The following is a 26,173-nucleotide window of genomic DNA, read 5'->3' as shown; positions in this document are numbered from 1 at the left end:
ATTGCGCTTAGTTTTTATCCACTTAGAACCAGTGATAATAAAAAAGGTGACCTAAGGTCACCTTTTTTGTCCAACGCTTTATTATTCGTCGAGGAAGCTGCGCAGAGTTTCTGAGCGGCTAGGGTGACGAAGTTTACGTAGAGCTTTTGCTTCGATCTGACGGATACGTTCACGAGTAACGTCGAACTGCTTACCAACTTCTTCTAGAGTGTGGTCAGTGTTCATGTCGATACCAAAGCGCATACGAAGTACTTTCGCTTCACGTGGCGTTAGACCTGCAAGTACATCTTTTGTAGCCATTTTCAGGCTTGTTGCTGTTGCAGAGTCTAGCGGTAGTTCTAGTGTTGTATCTTCGATGAAATCACCTAGATGCGAATCTTCGTCGTCACCGATTGGTGTCTCCATTGAGATTGGCTCTTTAGCGATCTTCAGTACTTTACGGATCTTGTCTTCTGGCATTTGCATACGCTCTGCCAGTTCTTCCGGTAGCGGCTCACGACCCATCTCTTGCAGCATTTGACGAGAGATACGGTTTAGCTTGTTGATCGTTTCGATCATATGTACCGGGATACGAATCGTACGTGCTTGGTCCGCGATTGAACGAGTGATTGCCTGACGGATCCACCACGTTGCGTAAGTCGAGAACTTGTAACCACGACGGTATTCAAACTTATCTACCGCTTTCATCAGACCGATGTTACCTTCTTGGATTAGATCCAAGAATTGTAGGCCACGGTTGGTGTATTTCTTCGCGATAGAAATTACAAGACGTAAGTTCGCTTCAACCATCTCTTTCTTCGCACGGCGTGCTTTCGCTTCACCGATAGACATGCGACGGCTGATGTCTTTAATGTTTTGTACGTTTAGAGATGTCTCTTCTTCAATCATTTTTAACTTAGCGATTGAACGACGGATCTCTTCTTCGTTACGTTTGATTTTCTCAGCGTATGGCTTGTCAGATGCTAGGATCTCGTCTAGCCATGCATCACTTGATTCGTTACCAGTGAATAGGGCAATAAACGATTTCTTCGGCATTTTGCCGTATTCAACCACAGACTTCATGATCAAACGTTCTTGAGTACGAACGCGATCCATTGCTGTGCGAAGTTCGTTCACTAGGTGGTCGAACTGTTTTGGTGTTAGACGGAATTCTTTGAATACGTCTAGCATCATTTCGTTAGCAACGGTTGCTTTCGGGCTGTCGTAGCCGTACTCATTGATCGCTAGCTGAAGATTTTGGTATGTGCTGCGTAGCTGGTTGAATTTCTCAAGCGCTAGCTCTGGGTCAATACCTACATCTTCTTCTGAATCATCTGAATCGTCATCGCTTTCTTCATCATCTTCTAGGTCTTCTTCGTCTTCCTCTTCTAATTGAGTTTCAGACAGTTCAGAACCGATGTGAGTCGCGGTTGGCGCTGCTGTATCGTCAGCGTCAGGATCTACAAAGCCAGAGATTAAATCAGTCAGACGAAGTTCTTCTGCCTGAACCTTATCAAATTGCTCTAGGATGTAAGGAATAGTGCCAGGGTATTCAGCAACAGACGATTGAACTTGGTTAATACCTTCTTCAATGCGTTTTGCGATGTCGATTTCGCCTTCGCGAGTCAGCAGCTCTACAGTACCCATTTCACGCATGTACATGCGAACTGGGTCTGTTGTACGACCAATTTCACTTTCTACGCTAGAAAGTGCTGCTGCTGCAGCTTCAGCTGCATCTTCATCGGTAATGTTTGTGTCATCGTTCAGTGCTAGATCATCAGCATCAGGAGCAGTTTCTACTACCTTGATACCCATGTCGTTGATCATCTGAATGATGTCTTCTACCTGTTCTGAATCTACGATTTCAGCAGGTAGGTGGTCATTTACTTCGGCGTAGGTCAGATAGCCTTGCTCCTTGCCTTTAATAACAAGTAACTTTAGCTGTGACTGCGGATTTTGATCCATAGACGGTATCCAACTTCGTAATCTGGTGAAGGAATCAGTATGCGAAATGCAAACCACTTACTATAACAAATTAAATTGTTGCTGACTAATTAAACAGGGTTACGCTTTTAAATCTAGCATAAGTGCTAGCAGCTCCCTTTTCTCTTCGGCTGATAAACCGACACTTCTTGCTTTGGCCTGCAGGTTTTCAATTTGCTTTTCTACGCACTGGGCAATAATTTTATCCAGTGAGTCTAAAAATATTTCTTCTTGGTTGTCTTCGTCGAGCGGAATATCCCAGCTCGCAAGACGAGACAGAAGTGCCTCATTCTGGCTGTTGCGCCAGTGCTCTAATAATTGGCCTGTGTTGATATGGGGATGCGCCTGGCATTTATCAAGTACATCTGCAAATAAACTTAGGCCTGGTATGGATAAGTCTCTCACTGAGGAAAGGTCCGGTACCATTTGAGCATAGCTCGGATTTTGAATAAGTAGAGCAATAACCTCACGCATAGGAGTTCGTTTGATCTCTTTGTGCGGTTGAGGTCGAGTTTCACTTATCTTTTTACGAGGCTGACGTAGGCGGTTATCAAACCCCGTGCGCTCATCTAATAGTTTTTCGAGCAACTCCTGAAAGTATGGGTCAGGAATCTTGTCAATCAAGGCGCTAGCGTATGCTCTCAACGCAGACTTACCTTCGTTGTTACCCAAATTGATTTGGTGTAACTCAATCAAGTTGTCAAAAAGGTAGCTCGATAGTGGTGTCGCTTGTTCTATTTGTTGCTCGAACGCTGCTTTGCCGTATTTACGAACGTAGCTGTCAGGGTCTTCCCCATCAGGTAAGAATAAGAACTTCAATGTGTTCCCAGTTTTGAGGAATTGAAGTGCGTTTTCTAGCGCTCGCCATGCCGCTTCTTTACCTGCTCGGTCGCCATCGTAACAACACACCACGGTATTGGTTTGGCGGAACAACATTTGAATATGATCGCCCGTTGTCGAGGTGCCTAGCGACGCGACGGAATAATCTACGCCGTATTGAGCCAGAGCGACAACGTCCATATAGCCTTCAACCACCAAAATTTGTGCTGGTTCACGATGCGCTTGTAACACTTCGTACAGGCCATAAAGCTCTTTGCCTTTATGGAATATTGGCGTTTCCGGTGAGTTGAGATATTTTGGTGTACCTTCACCAAGTACTCGACCACCAAAGCCAATTACTCGACCACGACGATCACGAATTGGAAACATAATACGACCACGAAAGCGGTCATAACGGTTGCCTTTGTCGTTTTCAATCAGCATGCCGCCAGTGACAAGCATGTCTTGATTGTCTTTATTCTGGCCGAAGTTTTTACGGACTAAATCCCATTCGTCAGCCACGTAACCAATGCCAAATTTCTGAACGATTTCACCAGATAGACCACGGTCTTTTAGGTATTCAATCGCGACCTTGCTCGAAGGTTGTTTGAGTTGGTTACGGTAAAACTGGGCAATGCTACCCATTAAATCGTATAGGCTGCGTTTTTCACTGCTACTTGCTTGCGGTCCAGAATTGAACTGCCCACCGCCACCACTACGTTGTTCACGAGGAACGTCCAAACCTAGATAAGAGGCAAGTTCTTCAATCGCTTCAACGAACTCTAGGCGTTCAAACTCCATCATAAAGTCGATGGCGTTGCCATGTGCACCACAGCCAAAACAGTGATAGAACTGCTTCTCTTGGCTCACACTGAATGACGGTGTTTTCTCGTTGTGGAATGGGCAACAAGCGCCGTAGTTTTTGCCTTTTTTCTTAAGTTTCACGCGTGCGTCGATGATATCGACAATATCAAGCCGAGCTAGAAGGTCATCAATAAAACTGCGAGGGATGTGTCCAGCCATAAAACCTAACAAAAAAGAAAAATCATGATTGGTGTGAATGGGTTATAGAGAAAAGCATGTGCGAGACTTTGTTTTATTCCATTCTGCCAGATACAAACAAGCCGTGCGTTCCAAAGGATAGCACGGCTTGCTGCAATTGGGTGGGGTGTTAAGCCAATTTAGCGCGAACTAAACCGCTTACTTTACCCATATCTGCACGCCCTTGAATTTGTGGTTTCAGAACGCCCATTACTTTGCCCATGTCTTGCATGCCAGCTGCACCAGATTCTGCAATTGCTTTCTCGATAAGAGCAGCAACTTCTTCTTCTGTCAGTGGTTGAGGCATAAATTCCTCAAGAACTGTAATTTCTGCTTGTTCCACATCAGCAAGATCTTGACGACCAGCTGCTTCGTACTGCGTAACAGAGTCGCGACGTTGCTTAACCATTTTAGTCAACACAGCAAGAATGTCGTCATCGTTCAGAGTGATCTGCTCGTCAACTTCACGTTGCTTGATTGCTGCTAAGGCTAAACGAATAGCACCAAGGCGCAATTTGTCCTTGGCTTTCATCGCTAATTTTTGCTCTTCTTTGAGTTGATCAATGAGAGCCATAACTAAATTCCTTTTGGGAGCTCAGTTATTAGTACAGGCGAACGCGACGAGCGTTTTCGCGAGCTAGCTTCTTAGCGTGACGCTTTTGAGCTGCTGCTTTAGCGCGTTTGCGAACTGTAGTTGGTTTTTCGTAGTGCTCACGACGACGCACTTCAGAAAGGATACCTGCTTTTTCGCAAGAGCGCTTGAAACGACGTAGAGCAACGTCGAACGGTTCGTTTTCACGTACTTTAACTACTGGCATATGCCTTTCACCTCAGGGGTTATTCGTTAACGCTGGCATTCAACAGACCAAATCATAATTGTTTGGTCACTTACCAGCTTGATCAAAAATGGTGCGGAATTTTAATCCGATCACAACAGCTTTGTAAAGCCTTTTGTCGTTTATTGTCTGTACAAAATTTGTTTGAAGCACCAAGGCGAGGTAATATGACGCCCAAATTTCCTCTATACAGAAAGCATACTGAGAAAACCATGCGCATTATTGGTATCGAAACCTCTTGTGACGAGACAGGAATCGCGATTTACGACGATGAAAAAGGCCTGTTGGCGCACAAGCTTTACAGCCAAGTAAAACTTCACGCGGATTACGGCGGCGTGGTGCCAGAGTTGGCTTCACGTGACCATGTAAAGAAAACCATTCCTCTTATTAAAGGGGCACTAAAAGAAGCAAACTTAACATCCCAAGACATCGACGGCGTGGCTTACACGGCCGGTCCTGGTTTGGTTGGTGCTTTGCTAGTGGGTGCAACCATCGGTCGCAGTATTGCTTACGCATGGGGTGTGCCTGCTGTTCCTGTTCATCACATGGAAGGTCATTTACTTGCGCCAATGCTAGAAGACAACCCACCACCATTCCCATTTGTGGCGGTGTTGGTTTCTGGCGGTCACTCGATGATGGTGGAAGTAAAAGGCATTGGTGAATACAAGATTCTAGGCGAATCCATTGATGATGCAGCTGGTGAAGCATTTGATAAGACGGCTAAGCTGATGGGGCTAGATTACCCAGGCGGTCCTCTGTTATCTAAGCTAGCAGAGAAAGGTACTCCGGGTCGCTTTAAGTTCCCACGACCAATGACCAATGTGCCGGGTTTGGATATGAGTTTCTCTGGTTTGAAAACCTTCACGGCAAACACGATTGCAGCGAATGGCGATGACGAGCAGACTCGTGCTGATATTGCGTACGCTTTTGAAGAAGCCGTGTGTGCAACGTTGGCAATTAAATGTAAGCGTGCATTAGAGCAAACCGGTATGAAGCGTATCGTTATTGCTGGTGGTGTAAGTGCGAACCGCCGCTTGCGTGCAGAGCTTGAGAAGCTTGCGAAGAAAATCGGTGGTGAAGTGTATTACCCACGTACCGAGTTCTGTACTGACAACGGTGCAATGATTGCGTATGCAGGTATGCAACGTTTGAAGAACGGTGAAGTTGCAGATATGTCGGTAGAAGCGCGTCCGCGCTGGCCAATTGACCAGCTAACGCCAATCGCGTAATCAAACCTTGTATATTGACTGGCCTCTATTTATAGAGGCCTTTGTTTTTGTGGTTTATTTTCCCAAGAAAAAGGCGCGAGATTTCCAGACTGATGTGAGCAGTTTTCTTTGTGTTCAGTGATAGGATGGCGCGGAAGAATAATAAATGGATATAACAATGAAGAAGTTTGAAATTGAAGGTCAGCAACTTGCTTACCTAGACAAAGGCGAAGGGCCTGTGCTGCTGTTTGGACATAGCTATTTGTGGGATTGCCAAATGTGGGCGCCTCAAATTGAAGTTTTGAGCCAGTCCTATCGTTGTATTGTGCCTGACTTATGGGCGCATGGTGAATCGGACGCCGCTCCTGCTTCGACCACGTCTTTAGTTGATTATGCCCAACACATGCTGGCGCTAATGGATCATTTGGAAATCGACGAATTTTCCATTGTTGGCTTATCTGTTGGCGGCATGTGGGGCGCGGAACTGACCGCTCAAGCCCCGCAACGAGTGAAGTCATTGGTGTTGATGGATACCTTTATTGGTTGGGAACCAGAAGTGACGCATAAAAAATACTTTGCGATGCTAGATACCATCAGCCAAGTTCAAGGTGTTCCTGAGCCTATTATCGAAGCCGTTGCACCACTGTTCTTTGCGAATAACGCGGATCAAGTTCACCCAGAATTGGTCGCTTCATTTAAACAAAGCCTTGAATCGCTAACAGGTGAGCGAGCTGTAGAGGTTGCTCGTATCGGTCGCATGGTGTTTGGGCGACGTGATGTGATTGAAGATGCAGAAAAATTCGCACTGCCAACATTGATCGCAGTTGGTCGAGAAGATAAGCCGCGTCCGGTATTTGAATCTTACCTAATGAATGACTGCATTACGGGCAGTGAGTTGGTGGAGATTCCTGAAGCGGGTCATATCAGTTCGCTTGAACAGCCCGAGTTTGTGAATCAGATGCTGTTGAGCTTCCTAAACAAAGTTCACGCTTAAAATGCATTTAAAAACTCGGCGTTATGCCGAGTTTTTTTCTGTCAGTTTCTTTTCACCAATTTTAGGCTCTTCACCCGAAAGTAAACGACGAATGTTTTGATGATGTTTAAACACGATTAGACAACACAACATGGCAACGGGCAGGGTGTATTGCGGTTTGAACATCCAAGTATAAAACGGTGTGACTAACACAGTGACGAGTGCGGCAAGGGAAGAGTAGCGAAACAGGACGGCAACCGAGAGCCAAGTCAGCATAACTAGGCCTGTGAGGTCTAAGCCAATTGGAGCAATGGCACCAAGCGCGGTAGCGACGCCTTTACCCCCTTTAAAGTGGAAGAAAATTGGGTACATGTGACCAAGGCATGCCGCGATAGCAATAACGCCAAGAATGATAGGATCGATACCAAGAAAGTACCCCCCCCAAACTGGAATCGTCCCTTTGAGCATATCGCACAACAACACCGATACGGCCGCGCCTTTTCCACCAATGCGCAATACATTGGTCGCGCCTGGATTGTTTGAGCCAACGTTACGAGGGTCTGGCAGTTTTAACAGGCGACAAATCAACACCGCACTGGAAACAGAACCCAGTAAGTAGGCGGCCATTGTCATTATTAGTGCCAGTGCGTCCATAGAAGTCCTTGATGGATTGGAAATTAATGCTCAGTTCCCGCGTAGTTGGTATCATAGCCTGATTCAGCGGTGAGCTGAAATACTCTCTGCGATAGAGCTTGCATTATGTGAGTTCTTGTATATAAAGATGCTGCGCAGTTTATACCTAAGTAACATTTCGATGACCTAGCCAAAGGTTACTTAGGTATAGAATATTACGATCAAATTACCCCTGACGGGTATCCGACCTCTGTAAAGAAGGACATAAGATGGCTCTGGATAAAGTATTTATTGAACAGTTAGAAGTAATCACTACGATTGGCGTGTATGACTGGGAACAACAAATTAAACAAAAGTTGGTTCTGGATATTGAAATGGCGCACGACAACAAGCCTGCGGGTAAAAGTGATGATGTTCAAGATGCCTTAGATTACTCACAGGTGAGTGAAGCAGTATTAAATCATATTGAAAATGGTCGCTTCTTGTTGGTAGAGCGCGTGGCGGAAGAAGTTGCAGAACTTATCATGCAACGCTTCAGCGTCCCTTGGGTGAAGATTCGTTTAGCGAAACCGGGCGCCATTCCTCAGGCACGATCTGTTGGGGTTGTGATTGAACGAGGCCAAGCATGATCACCACTTATATCGGTGTGGGGACAAACATAGACAGAGAGCAACACGCTAAGGTTGCCTATCTCGAGTTGCAAAAGCTCGGCGAAGATCTCCTCGTCTCACCGATATACGAATGTGAACCTATCGGCTTTAGTAGCCAAAACTTCTACAACTTTGTGATTGTGATGCGCACAAAGTTGTCACTCGAAGAGTTGAGTCACCACTTACGTGAGATTGAATATAAGTGGGGGCGTGAGGAAAATGCGCAAAAGTATCAGGATCGAACACTGGATCTCGATATAGTGCTCTTCGGTGAGTGCATCTCGACACAAAAACCGGAGCTACCTCGCAGTGATATCTACAAATATCCTTTTGTCACAAAGCCCTTGTATGATCTCGAACCTCATTTAGTGATCCCCGGCGATGGACGCACTGTAGCCGACATTTGGCACGCTATGCAGCCCGTTGATTCACTCAAACCAGTTTCTTTTTCACTTTAAATTTGAGTTGTTTACATGAGTTATTTTGAAGCCTTTATTTTGGCTCTGATTCAGGGTCTGACAGAGTTTTTGCCCATTTCCAGCTCTGCGCACTTAATCCTACCCTCTGCCATTTTCGGCTGGGCCGACCAAGGTCTAGCGTTTGATGTGGCAGTACACGTCGGTACATTGATGGCGGTTGTGATTTATTTCCGCCACGAAGTGATCACTTTATTCCAAGCATTGTTTGCTTCGATCTTCAAAGGTGACCGCAGTAAAGAAGCAAAACTGGCATGGATGATCGTGATCGCGACGATTCCGGCGTGTGTGTTCGGTTTGCTGATGAAAGACGTTATCGAAGTCTACCTGCGCAGTGCCTATGTGATTGCGACAACCACCATCGTATTCGGTTTGTTGCTTTGGTGGGTGGATAAGAATGCCAAGCTTGTTGCCGATGAGTACCAAACTGGCTGGAAGAAAGCGGTGTTTATTGGTATTGCTCAAGCACTTGCGATGATCCCTGGAACTTCACGTTCTGGTGCAACGATCACTGCCGCTCTATATTTGGGCTTCACTCGTGAAGCGGCAGCGCGTTTTTCATTTTTGATGTCGATTCCTATCATCACATTAGCTGGTAGCTACTTGGGTATGAAGCTGGTTACCAGCGGTGAGCCTGTGCACGTAGGCTTTTTGCTGACTGGTATTCTGACTTCATTTATTAGCGCATACATCTGTATCCACTTCTTCTTGAAGATGATTTCACGCATGGGAATGACGCCATTCGTGATTTACCGTCTGATTCTAGGTGTGGGCCTATTTGCATTCTTGCTTAGTGCTTAATCCTTGAAAACAAAAACGAACCGCCCAATTGGGGGGGGGGTTTTTTTTTGGGTTTTTTTACGCCCGCTCAATTGAGCGGGCGTTTTTATTTTGGCGTTACTTATTTAAAGCGACTTTGACCGCTTCAATACGTCGTTTTTCTTGTTCATCACGAATAGCTGGACCTTTGAAGCCATCCTGAATGATGGCTTGCACATCTACTGATGCCGCTGCTTGATAGGCCAGCATAAAAATATCCGCTTGTGGATACGGTAGATCTTCTAAACCTTTGCGGCCTGCATGATCCGCTTGGCAGCAAATTAGAATGTCTTTTAGGCGCTCCGACTTGCGCCATACATCAAACTTGTTCAGGATTTTGATGATGGTTTGCGGCTTTAACTCAGCGGCGCGATGAATGTTGGAGTGTTGCTCGCAGACCATGAGCGCTAAATCTTTAAATTCATTCGGTACACGTACACGTTCGCACAGTTTTTTAATTAGCTTTAAACCGGTATGACAATGCATTTTATGGCTAGGCCATTCGCTCTCTGGTGTCACGCCTTTCCCTAAGTCATGCACCTGTGCGGCAAATCTAACAGGGAGTGACGTGCTCAGCTTTGCGGCTTGCTCTGCTACCATCAACGTATGGATACCCGTATCGATCTCTGGATGCCATTTTTCAGGTTGAGGCACCCCAAACAACGCATCGATTTCTGGTAGCACGACGGCTAACGCGCCGCAATCTCGCAATACTGATAAAAACACATCGGGACGAGGCGTTGAAAGCGATTTATGCCACTCTTGCCACACGCGTTCTGGGGTTAGCGTATTGAGTTCACCAGAGTCTGCGATGTCGCGCATGAGTTGCATGGTTTCTTTTGCTACCGTAAATCCCAGCGAGGTAAGTTTTGCAGCAAAACGTGCGACCCGAAGTACTCTAAGGGGATCTTCCACAAAAGCATCCGATACATGACGCAATATGCGATTATTCAAATCGGTTTGACCGCCATAAGGATCGTACAGCTGGCCGCTATCATCCATCGCCATGGCGTTAATGGTTAAATCACGGCGAATCAAATCCTCTTCTAGCGTGACGCTTGGATCGAAGAAACAGTCAAAGCCCGTGTAACCTGAGCCTGATTTTCTTTCGGTTCGTGCAAGTGCGTGTTCTTCTTTATTTTTAGGATGAAGAAAAACAGGAAAGTCTTTTCCGACGGCAGTGTATCCTTGAGCAAGCATCATTTCTGGTGTGGCACCGACTACCACCCAATCGTTGTCATAACTGTCAATGCCGAGCAATTGATCTCGAACTGCGCCACCTACTAAATAAACTTGCACGAATTACCTCTGAATTTATGGATATGACGTTGGACATTGTAGCAAGCAATGGTACTTTTCTTTACTCCCAAGAACAGATGCAACTATGTTTACATCATATTTGATTCTTTTGGGATGGGTTTTTAGCTGGAGATCCTAATGTATAAGGACTTTTTTGGGTTTGTTGAACAGCCGTTTTCGATTGTTCCAAACTCACGTTATTTGTATTTAAGCCAACGTCATAAAGAAGCGATCACGCACCTCAATGCGGGATTGGGCGACGGCGGTGGTTTTGCCATGCTGACCGGTGAGGTAGGAACAGGCAAAACGACAGTGGCCAAAGCCATGCTCGCGAATTTAGATGAAAGCACCAAAGCGGGGCTGATTCTCAATCCGACTTTTTCGAGCCGAGATCTGCTAGAAGCGATTTGCGATGAATTTAAGATCTCTTATCCGCAGGATGCGACGTTAAAACAGCTAAACCAAGTCATACATCATTATTTGCTGCGTAACCACAAGGTGGGTTGGCAGACGTTGCTCGTCATTGATGAGGCTCAGCATCTTGCTGCCGATGTACTTGAGCAACTGCGCTTGTTAACGAACTTAGAAACCGATACCAGAAAGCTGCTTAAAGTGCTGTTGGTAGGGCAGCCAGAGTTACAACGCTTGTTACAGACTACGCAGTTGCGTCAGCTCGCACAGCGTATCACTGGCCGTTATCATCTGTTACCTCTTGATGAGAAAGAGACTGCGGATTACATCGCGTTTCGTTTGCACACGGCTGGTGGCGATCAGCAACTGTTTCATCGCAGTTCCAGTAAGTTGATTGCGAAGTATAGCCATGGCATTCCGCGTCTCATCAACCTGATTTGTGATAAAGCATTGAATATGAGTTATCACCAGGGCAGTGTCGTTGTCGATAAACAGACGGTGCAACAAGCCTGCGAAGAAGTCATGCAGTTTCAGGCGGACATTTACCAGCAAGATAAACCTCGTCAATCTTTTACATGGCCAGCGTGGGGATCGGCTGCTATTGGTGTAATGGCAGCGGTTGGTGTCGGCTGGGCTGCAATAAATTACATGCCAATGAAGCCAAAGGCTCCGATGTCGGAAGTACCCGTTGCTGCGTCTTCGTCTACTCCTGCTCCTCTTATGGCAAGTGAGCAGCTAACTGATGTACAGCGCGATATGCTGTTGGCGCAGAAACAATCCAATCTTGCCGTGAATGATCTTTACCGCCTTTGGGGATATCGAGCATCAGTGCGCGATAATCTTTGCTTGTCTGAGCCTCAATCCACCATGCGTTGTGAAAGAAAAATGGCAACGTGGCCCTTGCTGATGCAGCAAAATCGACCGGTTATTTTAGAGCTGAATTATCAAGGCGATGTTGGTTACGTGATTTTGTATGCAGTTGGCAACGACCAAGTAGAAGTGCTCAATGGCAAACAGCGCCTGCGTTTGCCTGTTTCGTGGCTGAAACCAATGTGGCAGGGCAACATCATTGAATTGTGGCAAGCGCCGCTTAAAGAGACGTTGCGTTTAGATATGGAAGGGCCGGCGATAGAAGTGCTTGACCAATTGCTTGCCAAAGCGGTGAGTGAATCACCACTGGAAACGTCCATTTTTGACGGTGCGTTAAAAGAACGAGTGGAACTGTTCCAACGTTGGCAGGGCATCGGTGTGGATGGCATTGCGGGTCATCGCACGTTAGAGCGCTTACAACAAAGTGTGCAACCTAATGCGCCAACACTAGCAAGCATTAACAAGGAGGAGGCGTAATGTCAGTCATCAAACATGTTGGACTCTTTCTTGTGCCTATTAGCGTGTCAGCGATTGCGGTTGCGTGGCATTTAGATTTGCTTACGCCAGAGACTCAAGCGGTTACGCCAGAGGTAGTGGTGGCGGAAGTCGTACAACCATTTGAAGTTTTAGATTATCCAGAATCAACGGATCTTGCTCAACTGCCACGAGAATGGCCGAGTGCCGAGTTATCTCGCGACATTGGGACATTCTTGCAACCCTCCGAGTATGCCAACGAGGGTGAGGCTCCAGATCCGACAACGGCTACTCCCGTCACGAGCACAGTATCTACGCATCGTCGTGACGACTTAGGTTTGTCATTGGATGATCTAGACTTGTCTTCCTTGTCTCCAGATCTCGCCAAAAAAGTGGAAAATGCGCTGTCTCAAAACGATGCACCGACTTCTGCACCGTCACAGGTGAATGACTTGGAGCGCAATGCGCAGCAGTGGCAAGGACGTCTTCCGGCCCTTAATTTGCAAACGCATATGTATGCCAGTGACGCCAATCGTCGTTGGGTGAAAATCAATAATGTGGAGTATCACCAAGGGGATGTGGTGGATGGACAAGTCACGCTGAAAGAGATTCAGCCGCAGGCTGTCATTGTCGAATTCCAAGGTGAGCAAATCCGAATCCCTGCACTTTACGAATGGGATGGTTAGTGCTCTCGCGTGAAACCATTAGATAAGCAAAAGGCCACATGAATGTGGCCTTTTTCGTATCCGCTATGTGCAAACCGGTAGTTTGCGGGGCAGTTATGCCCAACCTGCAGGTGATTTCTTTCTGCGTGGAATGATATGAGGAAGAATCAAACCAAATAAAAGACCAAGGCCTGCTACACCGCCACCATAAGTGAAGTACTTAAGCAGCATGTCATCTTTTTGCGTATCCAGCTTGGCGCGAAGTTCACGGTTTTCTGTTTCAACAGAAGTGAGCTGGTCGCTGATCTCCGAGTATTTTTTCTCTAGATCTGTAATTTGTTGGTTACGAGTTTCTAGTGATGTTACTAGACCCGCTTTCTCGGTATCAGAAGTTTGACGAGCATTTGCTAGCTGTTCTTTCACTTCTGACAGCTCTTTCTCAATACGAGGAAGGCGAATTGCCATGCTTTCTTGATTTGTCACAAACTTGCTTTGTACCCAACCAGTGCGGCCGCGGTCATCACGAACTTGCGTGTAGCCTGTATCTTTGTTGGCTTGTAAAAGCTGAACTTTAGAGCCAGCGTTAATGCTGCCAATGATACGGTAAGTGTTGTTTGGACCTGAGTGCATGAAAGTGAATAGGTCATCAGAAATATAACGGTTTGCTGCTAGTGCCGCTGGTGCTGCTAGCAAAGTAAACAAAACCGTGATGATTAGTTTTTTCACAGTAAATCCCTTAACGATTTTCTTGGATACAGCGTTGGCACCGAATGATTGGAGCCGGAAATAGACGAATAGTATGCAGTTTCAAAGTTCGGTGCAACAAAGAAGGGAGGCAAAGCCTCCCTTTCTGTGCGTTTGAGTCAATAATGACAAAGCGCTTACATTCTATTGACGGATGTATTAAGAGAACATCGCTTGAATGCCGTAGAAGAATACGACAGCCAATAGTGCACCTGCTGGTAGCGTAACAATCCATGAAGCCACGATGTTACGTACTACACCTAGGTTTAGCGCAGCGATACCACGTGCAAAACCTACACCTAGAACCGCACCAACCAGTGTTTGAGTGGTAGAGATTGGCAGACCAGTACCTGATGCCAATACAACCGTACATGCAGTTGCAAGCTGAGCAGCAAAACCACGGCTTGGTGTTAGTTCAGTGATGCCTGTACCAACGGTTGCCATTACTTTGTGGCCCATGGTTGCAAGACCGACAACAATACCGATACCGCCCAATGGAAGAATCCACCATGCAATAGTGCTTTTCGCTGTAACCTCACCCATATGTTCAACAGTCGATACTACTGCAGAAAGAGGGCCAATCGCGTTTGCGACGTCGTTTGAGCCGTGAGCAAATGCCATCGCACAAGCTGTGATTACCATTAGAACGCTGAAGATACCTTCTACGCCAGCAAAGCTGCGGTCTTCTTCACGGTTAGCGAATTTTTTCTGAATGTAGAAGTAGCCGCCAGCCATAACAAGTGCAGATACCGCTACTGCCCACATCCACGCTTCGCCGTTAGTCAGGTGAAGACCAACGTGCTTCAGACCTTTTTTGATGGTTACAAGTGCAATCACCATTGTCGTGATGAACATGTAAACAGGAACGAAACGTTTTGCGTTGAATAGTGGGTTCTCAGTATCAAAAATCAGACGCTGTGCGCTGACGAAAATGACGTAAGCAAAGAAGCCTGAGATAACCGGAGTAATGATCCAGCTACCGACAATCCCTTGAACGCTGCTCCAGTCAACCGCTTCAGTACCTACAGACACACATGCAAAACCGATGATTGCACCGATGATAGAGTGAGTCGTTGATACAGGCCAGCCCATGTAAGAAGCAAGCAGTAGCCATGTACCAGCAGCAAGAAGTGCTGACATCATACCGAAGACAAGAATGTCTGGTTGGCTAGCAAAGAGAGATGTTTCGATAACACCTTTACGGATAGTGTCGGTTACTTCACCGCCTGCAAGGTATGCACCCGCAAATTCGAAGATCATCGCAATGATGATAGCTTGTTTTACGGTTAGCGCTTTTGAACCTACTGATGTACCCATCGCATTAGCAACGTCGTTCGCGCCAATACCAATCGCCATCATGAAACCAAAAATCGCTGCAACAATAATCAGGACAGTGCCGTAGTTCGCAAGGATATCCATCGTAATACCTAGTTGTTTTATAACAAGCGGAGCAAAATTTTACGCGCGCCAAACCATAAGACGGTGAAAATAGTCATCGTCCATCTGACACGTGTTCATTATGCTCTTCGTTATGTCGTTAACTTATGTTTTAAGATCGAGATAGCATCACTTCCAAACGAGCACCTACGCGCTGCGCTTGGTCGGCAATACCACCTACCCATTCAAGAATCTTGTACAAGAACATGACATCGATAGGGTTCATTTCAGATTCAATCGCCATCAGTTGTTGGCGCAGTTCAATCTGCATGGCATCGGTATCATCTTCAATAACGTCCAACTGATGAATCATTTCAGCGACGAGCGTCACTTCGCGGCCTTTGAAGCTGGTTTCTAGCAGTTCATCAAGTTCATTGATTACTTTTTGCGCTTGGTTAGCAGCATCAAGACAACGTTGAACGTAAGCGAGGAAGTTTGGTTGGAGAGCCTCAGGAATGACAAGTTGTCGACCATATACACGGCCAGCAATGTCTTTTGCCAGGTTAGCAAGTTTGTCCTGTTGAGTCAGAAGCTCAAGCATGTCAGTACGATCGACTGGCATAAACAAACCGCGAGGCAGTTTTAGACGGATTTCACGTTTTAGCACGTCCGCTTCTTTCTCTAGATGAGAAATTTGTGCACGGATCTCAGATGCTTTTTCCCAGTCACCCTTTGAAGAAACTTCAAAGAACTTCACCAGGTGTGAACAACATTCGTTGACACACACAACGTGGCGTTGCAAAGGCTTAATTGGGGACTTTGCAAATAACCCCATAATTGTATTTACTGGCATGGTCATTCAACCTAATAACTATAACCTTAAAAAAACATACACCATTTCTTAGTTCTTGGCGAAATGTTGAACGATGGCTATAAAGGCGCGCATGTTAACGCATTAAATGGCTCATTAAAACTGTTTTAGATCATCATTCGGGTGATATTTCTTTCTTGCCGTGCGAGAAATTAGGCAATATCCTGTTTCTATCTGCTTTGAAAGGTATAGCTATGGAAACCGAGATAGAACTGAAGTTTTTTGTTTCTCCTGAATTTTCAGAAACTTTACGAGCAAAAATTTCTGAAACAAAAGTACTTCAGCATAGTTGTCGTGACTTGGGTAACACCTATTTTGATACAGCCGACAATTGGCTAAGACAGCACGACATTGGTTTAAGAATTCGCCGTTTTGATGACGTTTTCGTCCAAACCGTAAAAACCGCAGGACGCGTTGTCGCAGGCTTACATCAAAGACCAGAATACAATGCTGAGCACACAAATAATGAACCGGATCTTTCGCTTCATCCTTCCGATATCTGGCCGTCAGGCAAAGATGTCGCGACTCTACAATCCGAGTTAGTTCCGCTTTTTTCGACCAACTTCACGCGTGAGCAGTGGCTGATTGGTATGCCAGATGGCAGCCAAGTAGAGGTCGCGTTTGACCAAGGTATGGTTGTTGCGCAAGGGGAAGACGGAGAAGAGAGACAAGAACCGATTTGTGAAGTCGAACTTGAACTCAAATCTGGCCAGACCGATGCACTATTTACTTTGGCGCGCAGTTTCTGCGAACAAGGTGGGATGCGTCTGGGTAACTTGAGCAAAGCCGCAAAAGGCTACCGTTTAGCGACTGGTTACACTGGCGACGAAGTGAAGCCGCTTTCTTTAGTGGACAGTAACAAAACAGACACCGTTGAATACTGCTTAATCAATTCACTTGAACATGCTTTATCGCATTGGCATTACCACGAACAAATTTACTCAGAGCGCGACAGTGTGGAAGCGCTGCGTGAAATCAGTAACGCCATTCGTTTTATTCGCCAAACATTGACCATTTTTGGTGGCGTAGTGCCTCGTCGTGCGAGCGCTATCTTGCGTCAAGAATTGAAGTGGTTAGAAGAAGAGCTCGTTTGGCTTGATGAACATGCTCACCTTGAAGAGTTGCTTGATGATAAAGGTAACGTATTGCGCAAACTTGACGCGCGTAAGTTCCTTGTCTCTGAGTTGACTCAACAGTTGGAAGAGTTGCCAAGTCGTGAAGAGATGCTGACATTGCTGAGTTCGGCGCGTTACACAGGATTACTGCTGGATCTTAGCCGCTGGATCTTAGCACGTGGCTGGCAGCCATTCTTGGATGAGAAAGCGCGCGAGAAGATGTCAAGCAACATCATGCCGTTTTCGGTGACGCAATTGGATCGCACTTGGGCTGAGCTGATGGAAGCTTTCCCTGCAGAGCGTGATTTGTCTGCGCAAGAGTATGTGGATCAGCGTTACCGTCTGCTGCGTAACCTTTACACTGGAATTGGTTTTGCGAGCTTGTACAACTTCGACGAGCGTAATAGTTTCCGCCTTCCTTGGGCTGACTTAGTGCATGGCATTGATGATCTGTTGATGCTGAACCATCTATTGCCTTTGGTCGATATGCTGGAAAATGAAGAGAAAGAACAGCTAGAGCGTTGGCTGCACCGCCAAGAGCGTTCGATTCTTCATGCAATGGATCAAACAAGAGCAATCAGCGTAGAGACTCAGCCGTACTGGCGTGAAAAATAAGATAAGTGAGCGCAAAGTAGCGTTATCTTCATTAATTTAAAGAGAAATAGGACCGATAGGTCCTATTTTTTTGTCTGAATTTTGCGTTGCTGCATTTCCTCTTCGATAAGAGTTAGTCGCTCAAGGATTTGTTCTTGCTGTTCTAATAGCTGTTCTAACATCCGCTCTTTGTTCTTAGAACGGTGATCTTGCTGTTTAGTCGGAGCGGTTAAAATCGACGTAATCACACCAGAGATCATACCGAAGATCCCCACTCCACAAACGATGATGATGACGGCTAAAAACTTTCCTCCAGAGGTCACTGGATAATGATCGCCGTAACCCACAGTGGAGATGGTCACAAAGACCCACCACAAAGCATCAGCTCCAGTACGGATGTTCGCAGCTGGGTTTTTGGCTTCGATAAACAGCATGGCGGTGGAACCGAGCGTTATGAGGATCACCATCAACAGCAATATAGAAGCGACGGTCGTTTCTCGGCGGTTTTCTTTGAGCTGATGCAGAATGAACTTTGAAGAGCGCAGCACCAACACCACGCGCAAAATATGAAAGATGCGAGCAAAGCGTAATGGCTCGATCATTGGGATGCTGGCCACAAAATCTATCCAATGCAGCTTAATAAATGAACGTCGATCTGTGGAGCGGATCAAATCAATGGTGAGCTGCAATAGAAAAATACTACAGATTATAAAATCCAGACCGATAAGAACTTGACGGGTTTCGTTATCAATTGGAAAAAACAACAGGCCAGAGATCACAAATAACGCCATAAAGGACAAGATTAGTGACAACAGGCCCATCGGTCGAGTGCTGTCTTTGATATCATTATTTTTCATACGAAGCTCGAAATAAATCGCGTGATAGAACCCAAGCGCAAACATAACTATAAGAGATGTAAAAACTATATAAGACTCAGTGGAGAACTGACAATGGAAAAGCTGGCATTCAAGCCATGGGAAAGGGTCATATCCGACATTCGACTTGTACCGAAAATGGTCATGTTGATGGTATTCAGTACCGTTCTGATCGTGGCAAAACAACTTTGGGACGCAAACACATTTTACGATTCACTTTTAGCAGCCACTCAAAATGCGCAAGTTGCTCAACAACATTACGAAGCGTATTTGACTCAAGTCGTGTGGCAGACCGCGCTACTTATCGTCGTTTTTGTGGCTTTACTATTGGCCGCCGCACGCGTAATGCTGCGCCAAACTCAGTATCTCAATGAAGCCATCAAATTAATGGCGAGCAAAAACTTGTCGGTACCGTTTGGTATGGACTGTAAAGATGAATACGGAGATGTGGCACGAGAGCTAGAGAAAACGCGTCGCCAACTGCATGACGTGATTCAAATGCAAATCAACGCATCCGACGAGCTAGCGACACTGACGGAAGTGATGACGCTGAGCATGTCAGAAACTAAAGAGTCGGCGCAAGAAGAGTTCAACGAGATTGACCAACTGGCGACGGCCATGAGTGAGATGTCATCGACCGTACAAACGGTGGCCGATCATGCTCAAACGGCTTCTTCTTTGACGGAACAGGCTTCCACGCAAGCCGTGACAGGTCAACAGTTCTTGCAAAGCACAGTGGCGAAAATGAGCGAGCTATCTTCAGATATTGCTTCTTCTGCACAAGCCGTAAACCAAGTCGAAGAGCGTGTTGAGTCGATAGGTAGCGTAGTGGGTACGATTCAAGGCATCTCTGAGCAAACCAACTTGCTTGCTTTGAATGCGGCGATTGAAGCGGCGCGTGCTGGTGAAGCTGGGCGTGGTTTTGCTGTGGTGGCGGACGAAGTTCGTAACCTTGCGCAGCGCACGCAACAAGCGACGGTGGAAATTCAAGAAATGATCACTCAGCTACAGGCCAGCGCGACTTCTGCGGTTGATTTGATGGAGAAAAGTGTTGTCGAAGCTGCTGAAGGCGTGGAACTGGTTTCTAACGCGGGTAGTGAGCTTGATGGCATCGTTGCTCAAGTAACACAAATCAACGACATGAACTTCCAAATTGCCACCGCTTCAGGACAACAAAGCAGTGTAGCGGAAGAAATGAGCCAGAACTTAACGAACGTTCGTGAGCTGGTTGAAGCATCGGTCGTGGTGGTCACAGAGTTACTGGAAACCTCTGAAATGATGCAAAGTAATGCCGAAGAGCTAGATAAGAAGATTAAGTCATTTAGCGTATAAAGCGAATTGGATTTGATAAAACGCCCACAAACCTTTTGTGGGCGTTTTTATTTGCTTTAAGTCTGGTATAAAGAATGAATCACCGTGCTTTTCACACAAGGAAGAAACATGCAGCTGCCTTCGTCACTGGTCTCTGTCGCCGAATCTGCCGTTCAAAATGCCCAAGAAGCGGGTTACCTTCAATCATGGCCAAATGAGGTCGTAGAGCAGTTTCATTACGTCTCGGCGTTGAGCCAATTTATTACGGAAACCATTCACCGTGACGAGGCTCTCGCGCAGCAGTTACCAACGATGTTAAGTGAGCTTAGCCGACACCAAGCTTATCGCACCCGTCTGGCCGCTTTATTGGCAGAATGCCCAGATGAAATGTCTGGTCATCGCGTTCTGCGTCAGTTCCGAAATCGAGAAATGGTCTACATCGCGTGGAAAGACTTCTTACATGCTTGGACACTTGAAGAGTCATTACGGCATTTGTCCCAATTGGCAGAGGCGATGATCTTTGAGACATACCAATGGCAATACAAAATTTGCTGCGCAGAATGGGGAACGCCAACAAATGCAGAGGGTGAAGCTCAACCGATGTTGATCATTGGGATGGGCAAGCTAGGCGGCGGTGAACTGAATTTCTCTTCCGATATCGACCTGATTTTTACTTACCCTGAAAACGGCGAAACCCAAGGTGCCCGCCGCAGTATCGCCAATGCACAGTTTTTTACTCGTCTTGGTCAGCGGATCATCAAAGCACTCGATCAACAGACGTTTGATGGTTTTTGTTATCGCGTCGACATGCGGTTGCGTCCATTTGGAGAAAGCGGCCCGTTGGTCATGAGCTATGCTGCGTTGGAAGATTACTACCAAGAGCAAGGACGAGACTGGGAACGTTACGCGATGATCAAAGCGCGCGTGATGGGATGCGAAATGTATCCGCAATATCAAGAGCTACGCAAAATGTTGCGTCCGTTTGTGTTCCGTCGTTACATCGACTTTAGTGCGATTCAGTCGTTGCGCCGTATGAAATCAATGATCAGCAGTGAAGTGCGACGTCGCGGTTTAACCAACAACATCAAGCTGGGCGCTGGTGGTATTCGAGAAATTGAGTTTATCGCGCAAGTTTTCCAACTGATTCGTGGCGGGCGAGAGCCATCTTTGCGCAATCGTGGCTTGCTCGAAACCTTAAATGGTATTGAAGAGCTTGCACTGTTAACCCCGCAAGAAGTCAGTAATCTGGAAGCGGCATATAAATATTTACGCCAGCTAGAAAATCTACTGCAAGCAATGGCAGACAAGCAGACTCAAACGCTGCCCGATTGCGACATTGAGCGTTTAAAACTGGCAACTGCGATGCAACTAGAGTCGTGGGATCTGCTCATCGAACAAACTCAGCAGCACATGAACAAAGTGCATCAAGTATTTGAAACCTTGATTGGTGACGACGAAGAAGATGAGGGCAGCACGATTGCTCGTCATTTCCATGAATTATGGGATATGGCCAATAAACAAGATGTGCTAGAACTGATTTTAGAGCAGGACATTCAAGTTGAAGAGCCGGCCATATTCTCTAAAGCTATCATCAACTTTAAAGCCGACTTGGCCAAGAAAACGCTCGGCCCCCGTGGGCGAGAAGTCTTAAATCGCTTGATGCCAAAAGTGTTTGACGCGGTGTTTGCCCACCCAGACGCTCAATTTGGTTTACCGCGAGTATTGCACTTGCTGCACAATATTTGCACGCGCACGACGTACTTGGAATTGTTGGATGAGCATCCTGCTGCATTGGTACAGTTAGTGCGCTTGTGTACCGCAAGTCCAATGATTTCCGAACAGTTGTCTCGTTATCCAATCCTTCTGGATGAGTTGATAGATCCTCAACAGCTGTACAACCCAATTCCACTAGATAGCTATCGCACTGAATTGCGCGATTTCCTTGCCCGTATTCCCGAAGATGATATGGAGCAGCAAATGGAAGCGCTGCGTCAGTTTAAGCAAATTTGTATTCTGCGTATTGCCGCAGCGGATATCGCTGGCGTGCTGCCAGTCATGAAAGTAAGTGATCACTTAACTTATCTAGCAGAAGCCATTGTTGAAGCGGTGGTCAGCCAAGCGTGGCTTCAAGTGTCTGAAAAATACGGCGAGCCAACACACGTGAAAGACCGTGAAGGCAAAGGCTTTGCCGTGATCGGTTATGGTAAAGTCGGTGGATGGGAGTTGGGTTACAACTCAGACTTAGATATCGTCTTTATGCACGACTGCCCAGTTAATGTATACACCGATGGTAAGAAGGAAATTGACGGCCGCCAGTTCTACCTTCGTTTAGCACAGCGCATCATCCATATTTTCTCAACCCGCACCGCATCAGGCATTCTATACGAAGTGGACACTCGCTTACGTCCTTCTGGTGCGTCCGGCCTGTTGGTGAGTCCAACCGATGCGTTTGATGATTATCAACATCAAGATGCGTGGACTTGGGAGCATCAAGCTTTAGTGCGCGCTCGCATGATTTATGGTGATGAACCATTGGCGATTGCTTTCCATAACACTCGTCATGATGTGTTGTGTAAACCGCGTGATGAGCAAACGTTGAAAAAAGAAGTCGTCGAGATGCGCGAAAAAATGCGCGATCATTTAGGCGGTAAGAAATCTGGTCGCTTCATGATCAAGCAAGACGTCGGTGGTATTACCGATATCGAATTTCTGGCTCAATATTTGGTGCTTAACTATAGTCACGAGAAACCTAAGCTTACGCGTTGGTGTGACAATGTCCGAATATATGAAACGCTAATTGCTCAAGGTGTCATGGAAGAAGACCAAGCGATGCAACTGATACGCGCGTATACGACGATGCGTAACGAAATACATCACAGAAACCTACTTAATTTGGATGCAGATGTGGTTGAAGATAAGTTTGTTGCAGAAAGAGAATGGGTGAAGCAAGCATGGAACCAGTGGTTCGCCTAAGTAGAAGTAGTGCTCAAGGTTCAGCCTAGAAAAAGGCTGTGCTAAACTCACCACGATTTAATTTTTGGAGACCAATAATGAAACCAATTCTACCTGATTACAACAGCGCTGGTGTGCTCATCATCGGTGATGTCATGCTAGACCGTTACTGGTATGGCCCAACTGGACGTATCTCGCCAGAAGCACCAGTACCTGTTGTAAAAGTAGAAAACAATGAAGAGCGTCCGGGTGGTGCTGCGAACGTTGCGATGAACATCGCGTCACTAGGTGGTCATGCTCACATTGTTGGTCTGACTGGTGAAGATGAGCCAGCAAAAGTGCTAACGGAAACACTCAGCGCATTGAACGTGAAGTGTGATTTTGTTGCGTTGCCTGATTATCCAACCATTACTAAATTACGCGTTATGAGCCGTGGCCAGCAACTTATCCGTCTTGACTTCGAAGATAAGTTTGAGAATACCGACGCGACCCCGGTTCTGTCTCGTATGGATGCAGCGCTACCAAACGTGAAAGCGGTGATCATGTCTGACTACGCAAAAGGCTCTCTAGAGCACGTTCAAGCGTACATTCAGAAAGCGCGAGCAGCGAATATTCCTGTTTTCATCGATCCCAAAGGTGCGGACTTTGAACGTTACCGCGGTGCAACTCTACTGACACCAAACATGAAAGAGTTTGAAGATGTGGTCGGTAAAGTGAAATCGGATCAAGAGCTGGTAGAGAAAGCACTGGCACTTGTTGAAGAGTTTGATTTTGAAGCGCTATTGGTAACACGTAGTGAGCACGGTATGACGTTGATTCGTCGCGGCCAAGAGCCATTCCATCTACCAACGCAAGCGAAAGAAGTCTACGACGTAACAGGTGCTGGCGACACGGTGATTTCTGTACTTGCAGCATCGGTTGCGGCAGGCAAATCTTTTGAAGAAGCGTGTGCACTTGCTAATGCAGCTGCTGGCGTTGTCGTGGGTAAATTGGGTACGTCGACGCTGTCTGAAATTGAATTGGCAGAAGCGGTTCATGGTAGTCAAGATACCGACTTTGGTGTCATCTCAGAAAAAGCACTGATCGAAGCGGTGAAAAAAGCACGTGCTCGTGGCGAGAAAGTCGTTATGACTAATGGCTGTTTTGATATTCTTCACGCTGGTCATGTGTCTTACCTTAACCATGCTGCTGAGCTAGGTGATCGCTTAATTGTCGCAGTAAATACTGATGAGTCTGTAAAGCGTTTAAAAGGCCCTGGTCGTCCAGTAAACCCAACCGATCGCCGTATGGCAGTATTGGCAGGTTTAGGTGCAGTTGACTGGGTTGTACCGTTTAGTGAAGATACGCCACAGCGTCTTATCTCTGAAGTGCTGCCAAGCATGTTAGTTAAAGGCGGTGACTACAAACCAGAAGAGATTGCCGGTGGTAAAGAAGTGATTGCAGCAGGTGGTGAAGTTCGTGTTTTGAACTTTGAAGATGGTTGCTCAACCAGCGAAATCATCAATGCAATTAAAGGCGGCAAAGGCTAAGCCTTACTGCTTTGAACAACACTATCTGAAAGGTCGCTGCAAAGCGGCCTTTTTGTTTTTCTATGCTTGCTGTCCTACGTTACGTTACGTTCTGGTATGGCAATGCATTTGCGAGATAATCGCTAGGCGTACAATGTTAGGTAATTTGCATCGAATGATAGACAACAAAAAACGCCAGTTGAAGAATCAACTGGCGTTTTAATTTCATTGTATAACTGAACGTTATTTCGCTGGTTTCAAACCTGCATCCACATCCAAGATGTCTTGTTCGCTTAGTGTACCAACCGCTTGGCGAAGCTGAAGAACACTCAGGATGTAGTTGTAACGAGCGTCTGAAAGATTTTTGTTCGCATCGTATAGGCGACGAGTTGCGTCTAGAACATCAACGATAGTACGAGTACCTACATCAAAACCTGCTTCTGTCGCTTCTAGCGCAGATCTCGCTGAAACTACCGATTGCTCATACGCTTTTAACGCACCAATAGAAGCGTTGATGTTGTTGTTTTGTGCACGAACATCTTTCACTACGCTACGGTATTGAGCTTCAAGATCTTCGCTTGCTGCAACGTACGCAAACTCAGCTTGTTTGGTTTGTGATGTCACGTTGCCGCCAGTGTAAAGTGGCACTGCTAGGTTAACGCCAATATTGAAGCCGTCGCTTGTACGGTCACTATTTGCATTACGGCCAAGACCACTGTTGTAGTTACTTTCTGTGCCTGAATAATCACCGTAGTTGTAACCACCATCTAGAGATAAAGTTGGTAGGTGACCAGAGCTAGCTAGTGAGATGTTGTCGCGCGCGATGTCTTGAGAAATACGAGCTGACAATAGGCTAAGGTTCTTCGTTTTCGCTTCTTCGATCAATGTTTCAGCTGGGCTGCTAGTGCGAGTCGCAGAGAAACGGTTAGTATCAAGAACGTTTAAGTTTTTGTGTTCTTGACCTGTGATTTCACGTAGCGATTCGTAGCTGTTGATCAGGTCATTTTCTGCCAACACTTCATCCGCTAGTACAGCATCGTACTGAGCTTGTGCGTCGTGAACGTCAGTAATTGCCGACAAACCAACTTCAAAGCGTTGTTTTGTTTGTTCTAGTTGGCGACCAACGGCTGCTTTTTCTGCACGAACAAATACTAGGTTGTCTTGAGCGCGCAATACTTCGAAGTACGCTTGAGAGACACGAAGGATCAAACCTTGTTGGGTTGCTGCGTAAGTTGCGTCTGCTTGACGAGCGCTTTTCTCTGCTGTGTCTAGAGAAATCCAAGATGCACGGTTATAAAGTGTTTGAGAAAAGCTAACACCAGCGGTTAAGGCGTCTTGATCGTTTGATGATTTGCCTAAAGCGCTATCGTCGTAGTCGGTGTCGCCACGAGTTAGGTTGTAACCCGCAGTTAGGTTGATTTGTGGTAATAGAGCACTACGGCTAGAGGTGATTGCTTCAAAAGCTCGGTCACGCTGTGCTGCTACACTGAGCAATTGTGGATCATTTTGCTTTGCTAAGTCGTAGATTTCAGCTAAAGAATCTGCCCATGCAGAAGAACTTATGCCACCTAGCGCTGCACTGATAAATAGTGGAAGCAATTTTTTCATTTTCTATTCCCGCGGTCAATAGATTGGTTAATTCTCAGTAGTTTAACTCAATTTGAACGATATTTACTCTAAAGTTTGCACT

22 protein-coding genes are annotated in these 26,173 nt (G+C 46.2%); 11 read left to right on the top strand and 11 right to left on the bottom strand.

What is annotated here, in order from left to right:
* Nucleotides 1–81: 81 nt before the first annotated feature.
* The 4 genes from rpoD to rpsU all read right to left on the bottom strand — a co-directional run bounded on the left by rpoD (nt 82) and on the right by rpsU (nt 4,640).
* Nucleotides 82–1,944 (bottom strand): RNA polymerase sigma factor RpoD, encoded by a 1,863-nt coding sequence (rpoD, locus tag OU793_RS11925; RefSeq protein WP_005453778.1) that lies wholly within the window; start codon nt 1,942–1,944, stop codon nt 82–84.
* A 99-nt stretch (nt 1,945–2,043) separates the two neighbouring features.
* Nucleotides 2,044–3,804 (bottom strand): DNA primase, encoded by a 1,761-nt coding sequence (gene dnaG / locus OU793_RS11920; RefSeq protein ID WP_020904246.1) that lies wholly within the window; start codon nt 3,802–3,804, stop codon nt 2,044–2,046.
* 148 nt (nt 3,805–3,952) lie between these two features.
* A complete protein-coding gene (locus OU793_RS11915) occupies nt 3,953–4,396 on the bottom strand; it encodes a GatB/YqeY domain-containing protein (protein ID WP_140103148.1) in 444 nt (147 codons plus the stop codon).
* A 28-nt stretch (nt 4,397–4,424) separates the two neighbouring features.
* The gene (gene rpsU, locus OU793_RS11910) at nt 4,425–4,640 is read right to left on the bottom strand and encodes a 30S ribosomal protein S21 (RefSeq protein ID WP_001145625.1); all 216 of its coding nucleotides are present in this window, start codon (nt 4,638–4,640) and stop codon (nt 4,425–4,427) included.
* Between the two features lie 230 nt (nt 4,641–4,870).
* Here rpsU and tsaD point away from each other — a divergent pair, with 230 nt between their 5' ends.
* Together tsaD and OU793_RS11900 are read left to right on the top strand one after the other, a co-directional pair.
* A complete protein-coding gene (gene tsaD, locus OU793_RS11905; RefSeq protein WP_140103150.1) occupies nt 4,871–5,887 on the top strand; it encodes a tRNA (adenosine(37)-N6)-threonylcarbamoyltransferase complex transferase subunit TsaD in 1,017 nt (338 codons plus the stop codon).
* 157 nt (nt 5,888–6,044) lie between these two features.
* Complete coding sequence (locus tag OU793_RS11900) at nt 6,045–6,860, top strand: alpha/beta fold hydrolase (RefSeq protein WP_025500414.1); 816 nt, start codon at nt 6,045–6,047, stop codon at nt 6,858–6,860.
* 21 nt (nt 6,861–6,881) lie between these two features.
* On the opposite strand, the gene plsY is transcribed toward OU793_RS11900, so the two are convergent.
* On the bottom strand, nt 6,882–7,493 hold the full coding sequence (gene plsY, locus OU793_RS11895) for a glycerol-3-phosphate 1-O-acyltransferase PlsY (RefSeq protein ID WP_005479185.1): 612 nt from the start codon (nt 7,491–7,493) through the stop codon (nt 6,882–6,884).
* Between the two features lie 248 nt (nt 7,494–7,741).
* On the opposite strand from plsY, the gene folB reads away from it, so the two are divergent.
* Genes folB through OU793_RS11880 form a run of 3 tightly spaced genes read left to right on the top strand, consistent with a single transcriptional unit; the run spans nt 7,742 to nt 9,399 of the window.
* Nucleotides 7,742–8,101: a bifunctional dihydroneopterin aldolase/7,8-dihydroneopterin epimerase gene (gene folB, locus OU793_RS11890; RefSeq protein ID WP_140103147.1), complete on the top strand. Its 360-nt coding sequence runs from the start codon at nt 7,742–7,744 to the stop codon at nt 8,099–8,101.
* Complete coding sequence (gene folK, locus OU793_RS11885) at nt 8,098–8,580, top strand: 2-amino-4-hydroxy-6-hydroxymethyldihydropteridine diphosphokinase (protein WP_023584970.1); 483 nt, start codon at nt 8,098–8,100, stop codon at nt 8,578–8,580. The genes folB and folK overlap by 4 nt, the downstream gene beginning before the upstream one ends.
* A gap of 15 nt (nt 8,581–8,595) precedes the next feature.
* Entirely contained in the window at nt 8,596–9,399 is an 804-nt protein-coding gene (locus OU793_RS11880) for an undecaprenyl-diphosphate phosphatase (RefSeq protein ID WP_005497040.1), read from the top strand.
* Between the two features lie 96 nt (nt 9,400–9,495).
* Here the strand turns inward: OU793_RS11880 and OU793_RS11875 are convergent, their stop codons facing one another.
* Nucleotides 9,496–10,716 carry a multifunctional CCA addition/repair protein gene (locus OU793_RS11875; RefSeq protein ID WP_140103146.1) on the bottom strand — a complete coding sequence of 407 codons (1,221 nt, stop codon included), beginning with the start codon at nt 10,714–10,716 and terminating at the stop codon, nt 9,496–9,498.
* Nucleotides 10,717–10,854: 138 nt separating this feature from the next.
* Here OU793_RS11875 and OU793_RS11870 point away from each other — a divergent pair, with 138 nt between their 5' ends.
* A complete protein-coding gene (locus OU793_RS11870; RefSeq protein WP_005455431.1) occupies nt 10,855–12,474 on the top strand; it encodes an ExeA family protein in 1,620 nt (539 codons plus the stop codon).
* Nucleotides 12,474–13,157, top strand: a complete 684-nt coding sequence (locus tag OU793_RS11865; protein ID WP_025543200.1) for a general secretion pathway protein GspB — start codon at nt 12,474–12,476, stop codon at nt 13,155–13,157. The genes OU793_RS11870 and OU793_RS11865 overlap by 1 nt, the downstream gene beginning before the upstream one ends.
* Before the next feature lie 93 nt (nt 13,158–13,250).
* Here OU793_RS11865 and OU793_RS11860 read toward each other — a convergent pair whose 3' ends face one another.
* From OU793_RS11860 to OU793_RS11850, 3 genes are all read right to left on the bottom strand, one after another.
* Nucleotides 13,251–13,862, bottom strand: coding sequence for a TIGR04211 family SH3 domain-containing protein (locus tag OU793_RS11860; protein ID WP_005455434.1), 612 nt, complete (start codon nt 13,860–13,862; stop codon nt 13,251–13,253).
* Nucleotides 13,863–14,039: 177 nt separating this feature from the next.
* Nucleotides 14,040–15,299 carry an inorganic phosphate transporter gene (locus OU793_RS11855; protein WP_005479165.1) on the bottom strand — a complete coding sequence of 420 codons (1,260 nt, stop codon included), beginning with the start codon at nt 15,297–15,299 and terminating at the stop codon, nt 14,040–14,042.
* Nucleotides 15,300–15,429: 130 nt separating this feature from the next.
* Complete coding sequence (locus OU793_RS11850; protein WP_274647775.1) at nt 15,430–16,110, bottom strand: TIGR00153 family protein; 681 nt, start codon at nt 16,108–16,110, stop codon at nt 15,430–15,432.
* A 212-nt stretch (nt 16,111–16,322) separates the two neighbouring features.
* On the opposite strand from OU793_RS11850, the gene OU793_RS11845 reads away from it, so the two are divergent.
* A complete protein-coding gene (locus tag OU793_RS11845; RefSeq protein WP_025538085.1) occupies nt 16,323–17,858 on the top strand; it encodes an inorganic triphosphatase in 1,536 nt (511 codons plus the stop codon).
* 62 nt (nt 17,859–17,920) lie between these two features.
* Here OU793_RS11845 and OU793_RS11840 read toward each other — a convergent pair whose 3' ends face one another.
* Nucleotides 17,921–18,739, bottom strand: coding sequence for a potassium channel family protein (locus OU793_RS11840; RefSeq protein ID WP_005455438.1), 819 nt, complete (start codon nt 18,737–18,739; stop codon nt 17,921–17,923).
* A gap of 48 nt (nt 18,740–18,787) precedes the next feature.
* On the opposite strand from OU793_RS11840, the gene OU793_RS11835 reads away from it, so the two are divergent.
* The 3 genes from OU793_RS11835 to hldE all read left to right on the top strand — a co-directional run bounded on the left by OU793_RS11835 (nt 18,788) and on the right by hldE (nt 24,504).
* Nucleotides 18,788–20,044, top strand: a complete 1,257-nt coding sequence (locus tag OU793_RS11835; protein WP_005455439.1) for a methyl-accepting chemotaxis protein — start codon at nt 18,788–18,790, stop codon at nt 20,042–20,044.
* Nucleotides 20,045–20,152: 108 nt separating this feature from the next.
* The gene (gene glnE, locus OU793_RS11830) at nt 20,153–22,996 is read left to right on the top strand and encodes a bifunctional [glutamate--ammonia ligase]-adenylyl-L-tyrosine phosphorylase/[glutamate--ammonia-ligase] adenylyltransferase (protein WP_005497050.1); all 2,844 of its coding nucleotides are present in this window, start codon (nt 20,153–20,155) and stop codon (nt 22,994–22,996) included.
* 77 nt (nt 22,997–23,073) lie between these two features.
* The gene (hldE, locus tag OU793_RS11825; protein WP_005497052.1) at nt 23,074–24,504 is read left to right on the top strand and encodes a bifunctional D-glycero-beta-D-manno-heptose-7-phosphate kinase/D-glycero-beta-D-manno-heptose 1-phosphate adenylyltransferase HldE; all 1,431 of its coding nucleotides are present in this window, start codon (nt 23,074–23,076) and stop codon (nt 24,502–24,504) included.
* Between the two features lie 222 nt (nt 24,505–24,726).
* On the opposite strand, the gene tolC is transcribed toward hldE, so the two are convergent.
* Nucleotides 24,727–26,091 (bottom strand): outer membrane channel protein TolC, encoded by a 1,365-nt coding sequence (gene tolC / locus OU793_RS11820; protein WP_005497054.1) that lies wholly within the window; start codon nt 26,089–26,091, stop codon nt 24,727–24,729.
* Nucleotides 26,092–26,173: the final 82 nt, after the last annotated feature.

Origin of the sequence: Vibrio sp. VP6 (assembly GCF_028823755.1) — a bacterium.
GTDB classification, from domain to species: domain Bacteria; phylum Pseudomonadota; class Gammaproteobacteria; order Enterobacterales; family Vibrionaceae; genus Vibrio; species Vibrio parahaemolyticus.
This window is presented reverse-complemented; position numbering and strand designations above follow the sequence as displayed.

What these genes read in the sequence shown, in the direction of transcription:
- OU793_RS11850 (WP_274647775.1), bottom strand. Translation starts at nt 16,110, where the DNA reads ATGCCAGTAAATACAATTATGGGGTTATTTGCAAAGTCCCCAATTAAG.
- glnE (WP_005497050.1), top strand. Translation starts at nt 20,153, where the DNA reads ATGCAGCTGCCTTCGTCACTGGTCTCTGTCGCCGAATCTGCCGTTCAA.
- OU793_RS11880 (WP_005497040.1), top strand. Translation starts at nt 8,596, where the DNA reads ATGAGTTATTTTGAAGCCTTTATTTTGGCTCTGATTCAGGGTCTGACA.
- tolC (WP_005497054.1), bottom strand. Translation starts at nt 26,091, where the DNA reads ATGAAAAAATTGCTTCCACTATTTATCAGTGCAGCGCTAGGTGGCATA.
- OU793_RS11845 (WP_025538085.1), top strand. Translation starts at nt 16,323, where the DNA reads ATGGAAACCGAGATAGAACTGAAGTTTTTTGTTTCTCCTGAATTTTCA.
- OU793_RS11835 (WP_005455439.1), top strand. Translation starts at nt 18,788, where the DNA reads ATGGAAAAGCTGGCATTCAAGCCATGGGAAAGGGTCATATCCGACATT.
- rpsU (WP_001145625.1), bottom strand. Translation starts at nt 4,640, where the DNA reads ATGCCAGTAGTTAAAGTACGTGAAAACGAACCGTTCGACGTTGCTCTA.
- OU793_RS11915 (WP_140103148.1), bottom strand. Translation starts at nt 4,396, where the DNA reads ATGGCTCTCATTGATCAACTCAAAGAAGAGCAAAAATTAGCGATGAAA.
- folK (WP_023584970.1), top strand. Translation starts at nt 8,098, where the DNA reads ATGATCACCACTTATATCGGTGTGGGGACAAACATAGACAGAGAGCAA.
- tsaD (WP_140103150.1), top strand. Translation starts at nt 4,871, where the DNA reads ATGCGCATTATTGGTATCGAAACCTCTTGTGACGAGACAGGAATCGCG.
- folB (WP_140103147.1), top strand. Translation starts at nt 7,742, where the DNA reads ATGGCTCTGGATAAAGTATTTATTGAACAGTTAGAAGTAATCACTACG.
- OU793_RS11870 (WP_005455431.1), top strand. Translation starts at nt 10,855, where the DNA reads ATGTATAAGGACTTTTTTGGGTTTGTTGAACAGCCGTTTTCGATTGTT.
- OU793_RS11855 (WP_005479165.1), bottom strand. Translation starts at nt 15,299, where the DNA reads ATGGATATCCTTGCGAACTACGGCACTGTCCTGATTATTGTTGCAGCG.
- plsY (WP_005479185.1), bottom strand. Translation starts at nt 7,493, where the DNA reads ATGGACGCACTGGCACTAATAATGACAATGGCCGCCTACTTACTGGGT.
- rpoD (WP_005453778.1), bottom strand. Translation starts at nt 1,944, where the DNA reads ATGGATCAAAATCCGCAGTCACAGCTAAAGTTACTTGTTATTAAAGGC.
- hldE (WP_005497052.1), top strand. Translation starts at nt 23,074, where the DNA reads ATGAAACCAATTCTACCTGATTACAACAGCGCTGGTGTGCTCATCATC.
- OU793_RS11840 (WP_005455438.1), bottom strand. Translation starts at nt 18,739, where the DNA reads ATGTTTGCGCTTGGGTTCTATCACGCGATTTATTTCGAGCTTCGTATG.
- OU793_RS11865 (WP_025543200.1), top strand. Translation starts at nt 12,474, where the DNA reads ATGTCAGTCATCAAACATGTTGGACTCTTTCTTGTGCCTATTAGCGTG.
- OU793_RS11900 (WP_025500414.1), top strand. Translation starts at nt 6,045, where the DNA reads ATGAAGAAGTTTGAAATTGAAGGTCAGCAACTTGCTTACCTAGACAAA.
- dnaG (WP_020904246.1), bottom strand. Translation starts at nt 3,804, where the DNA reads ATGGCTGGACACATCCCTCGCAGTTTTATTGATGACCTTCTAGCTCGG.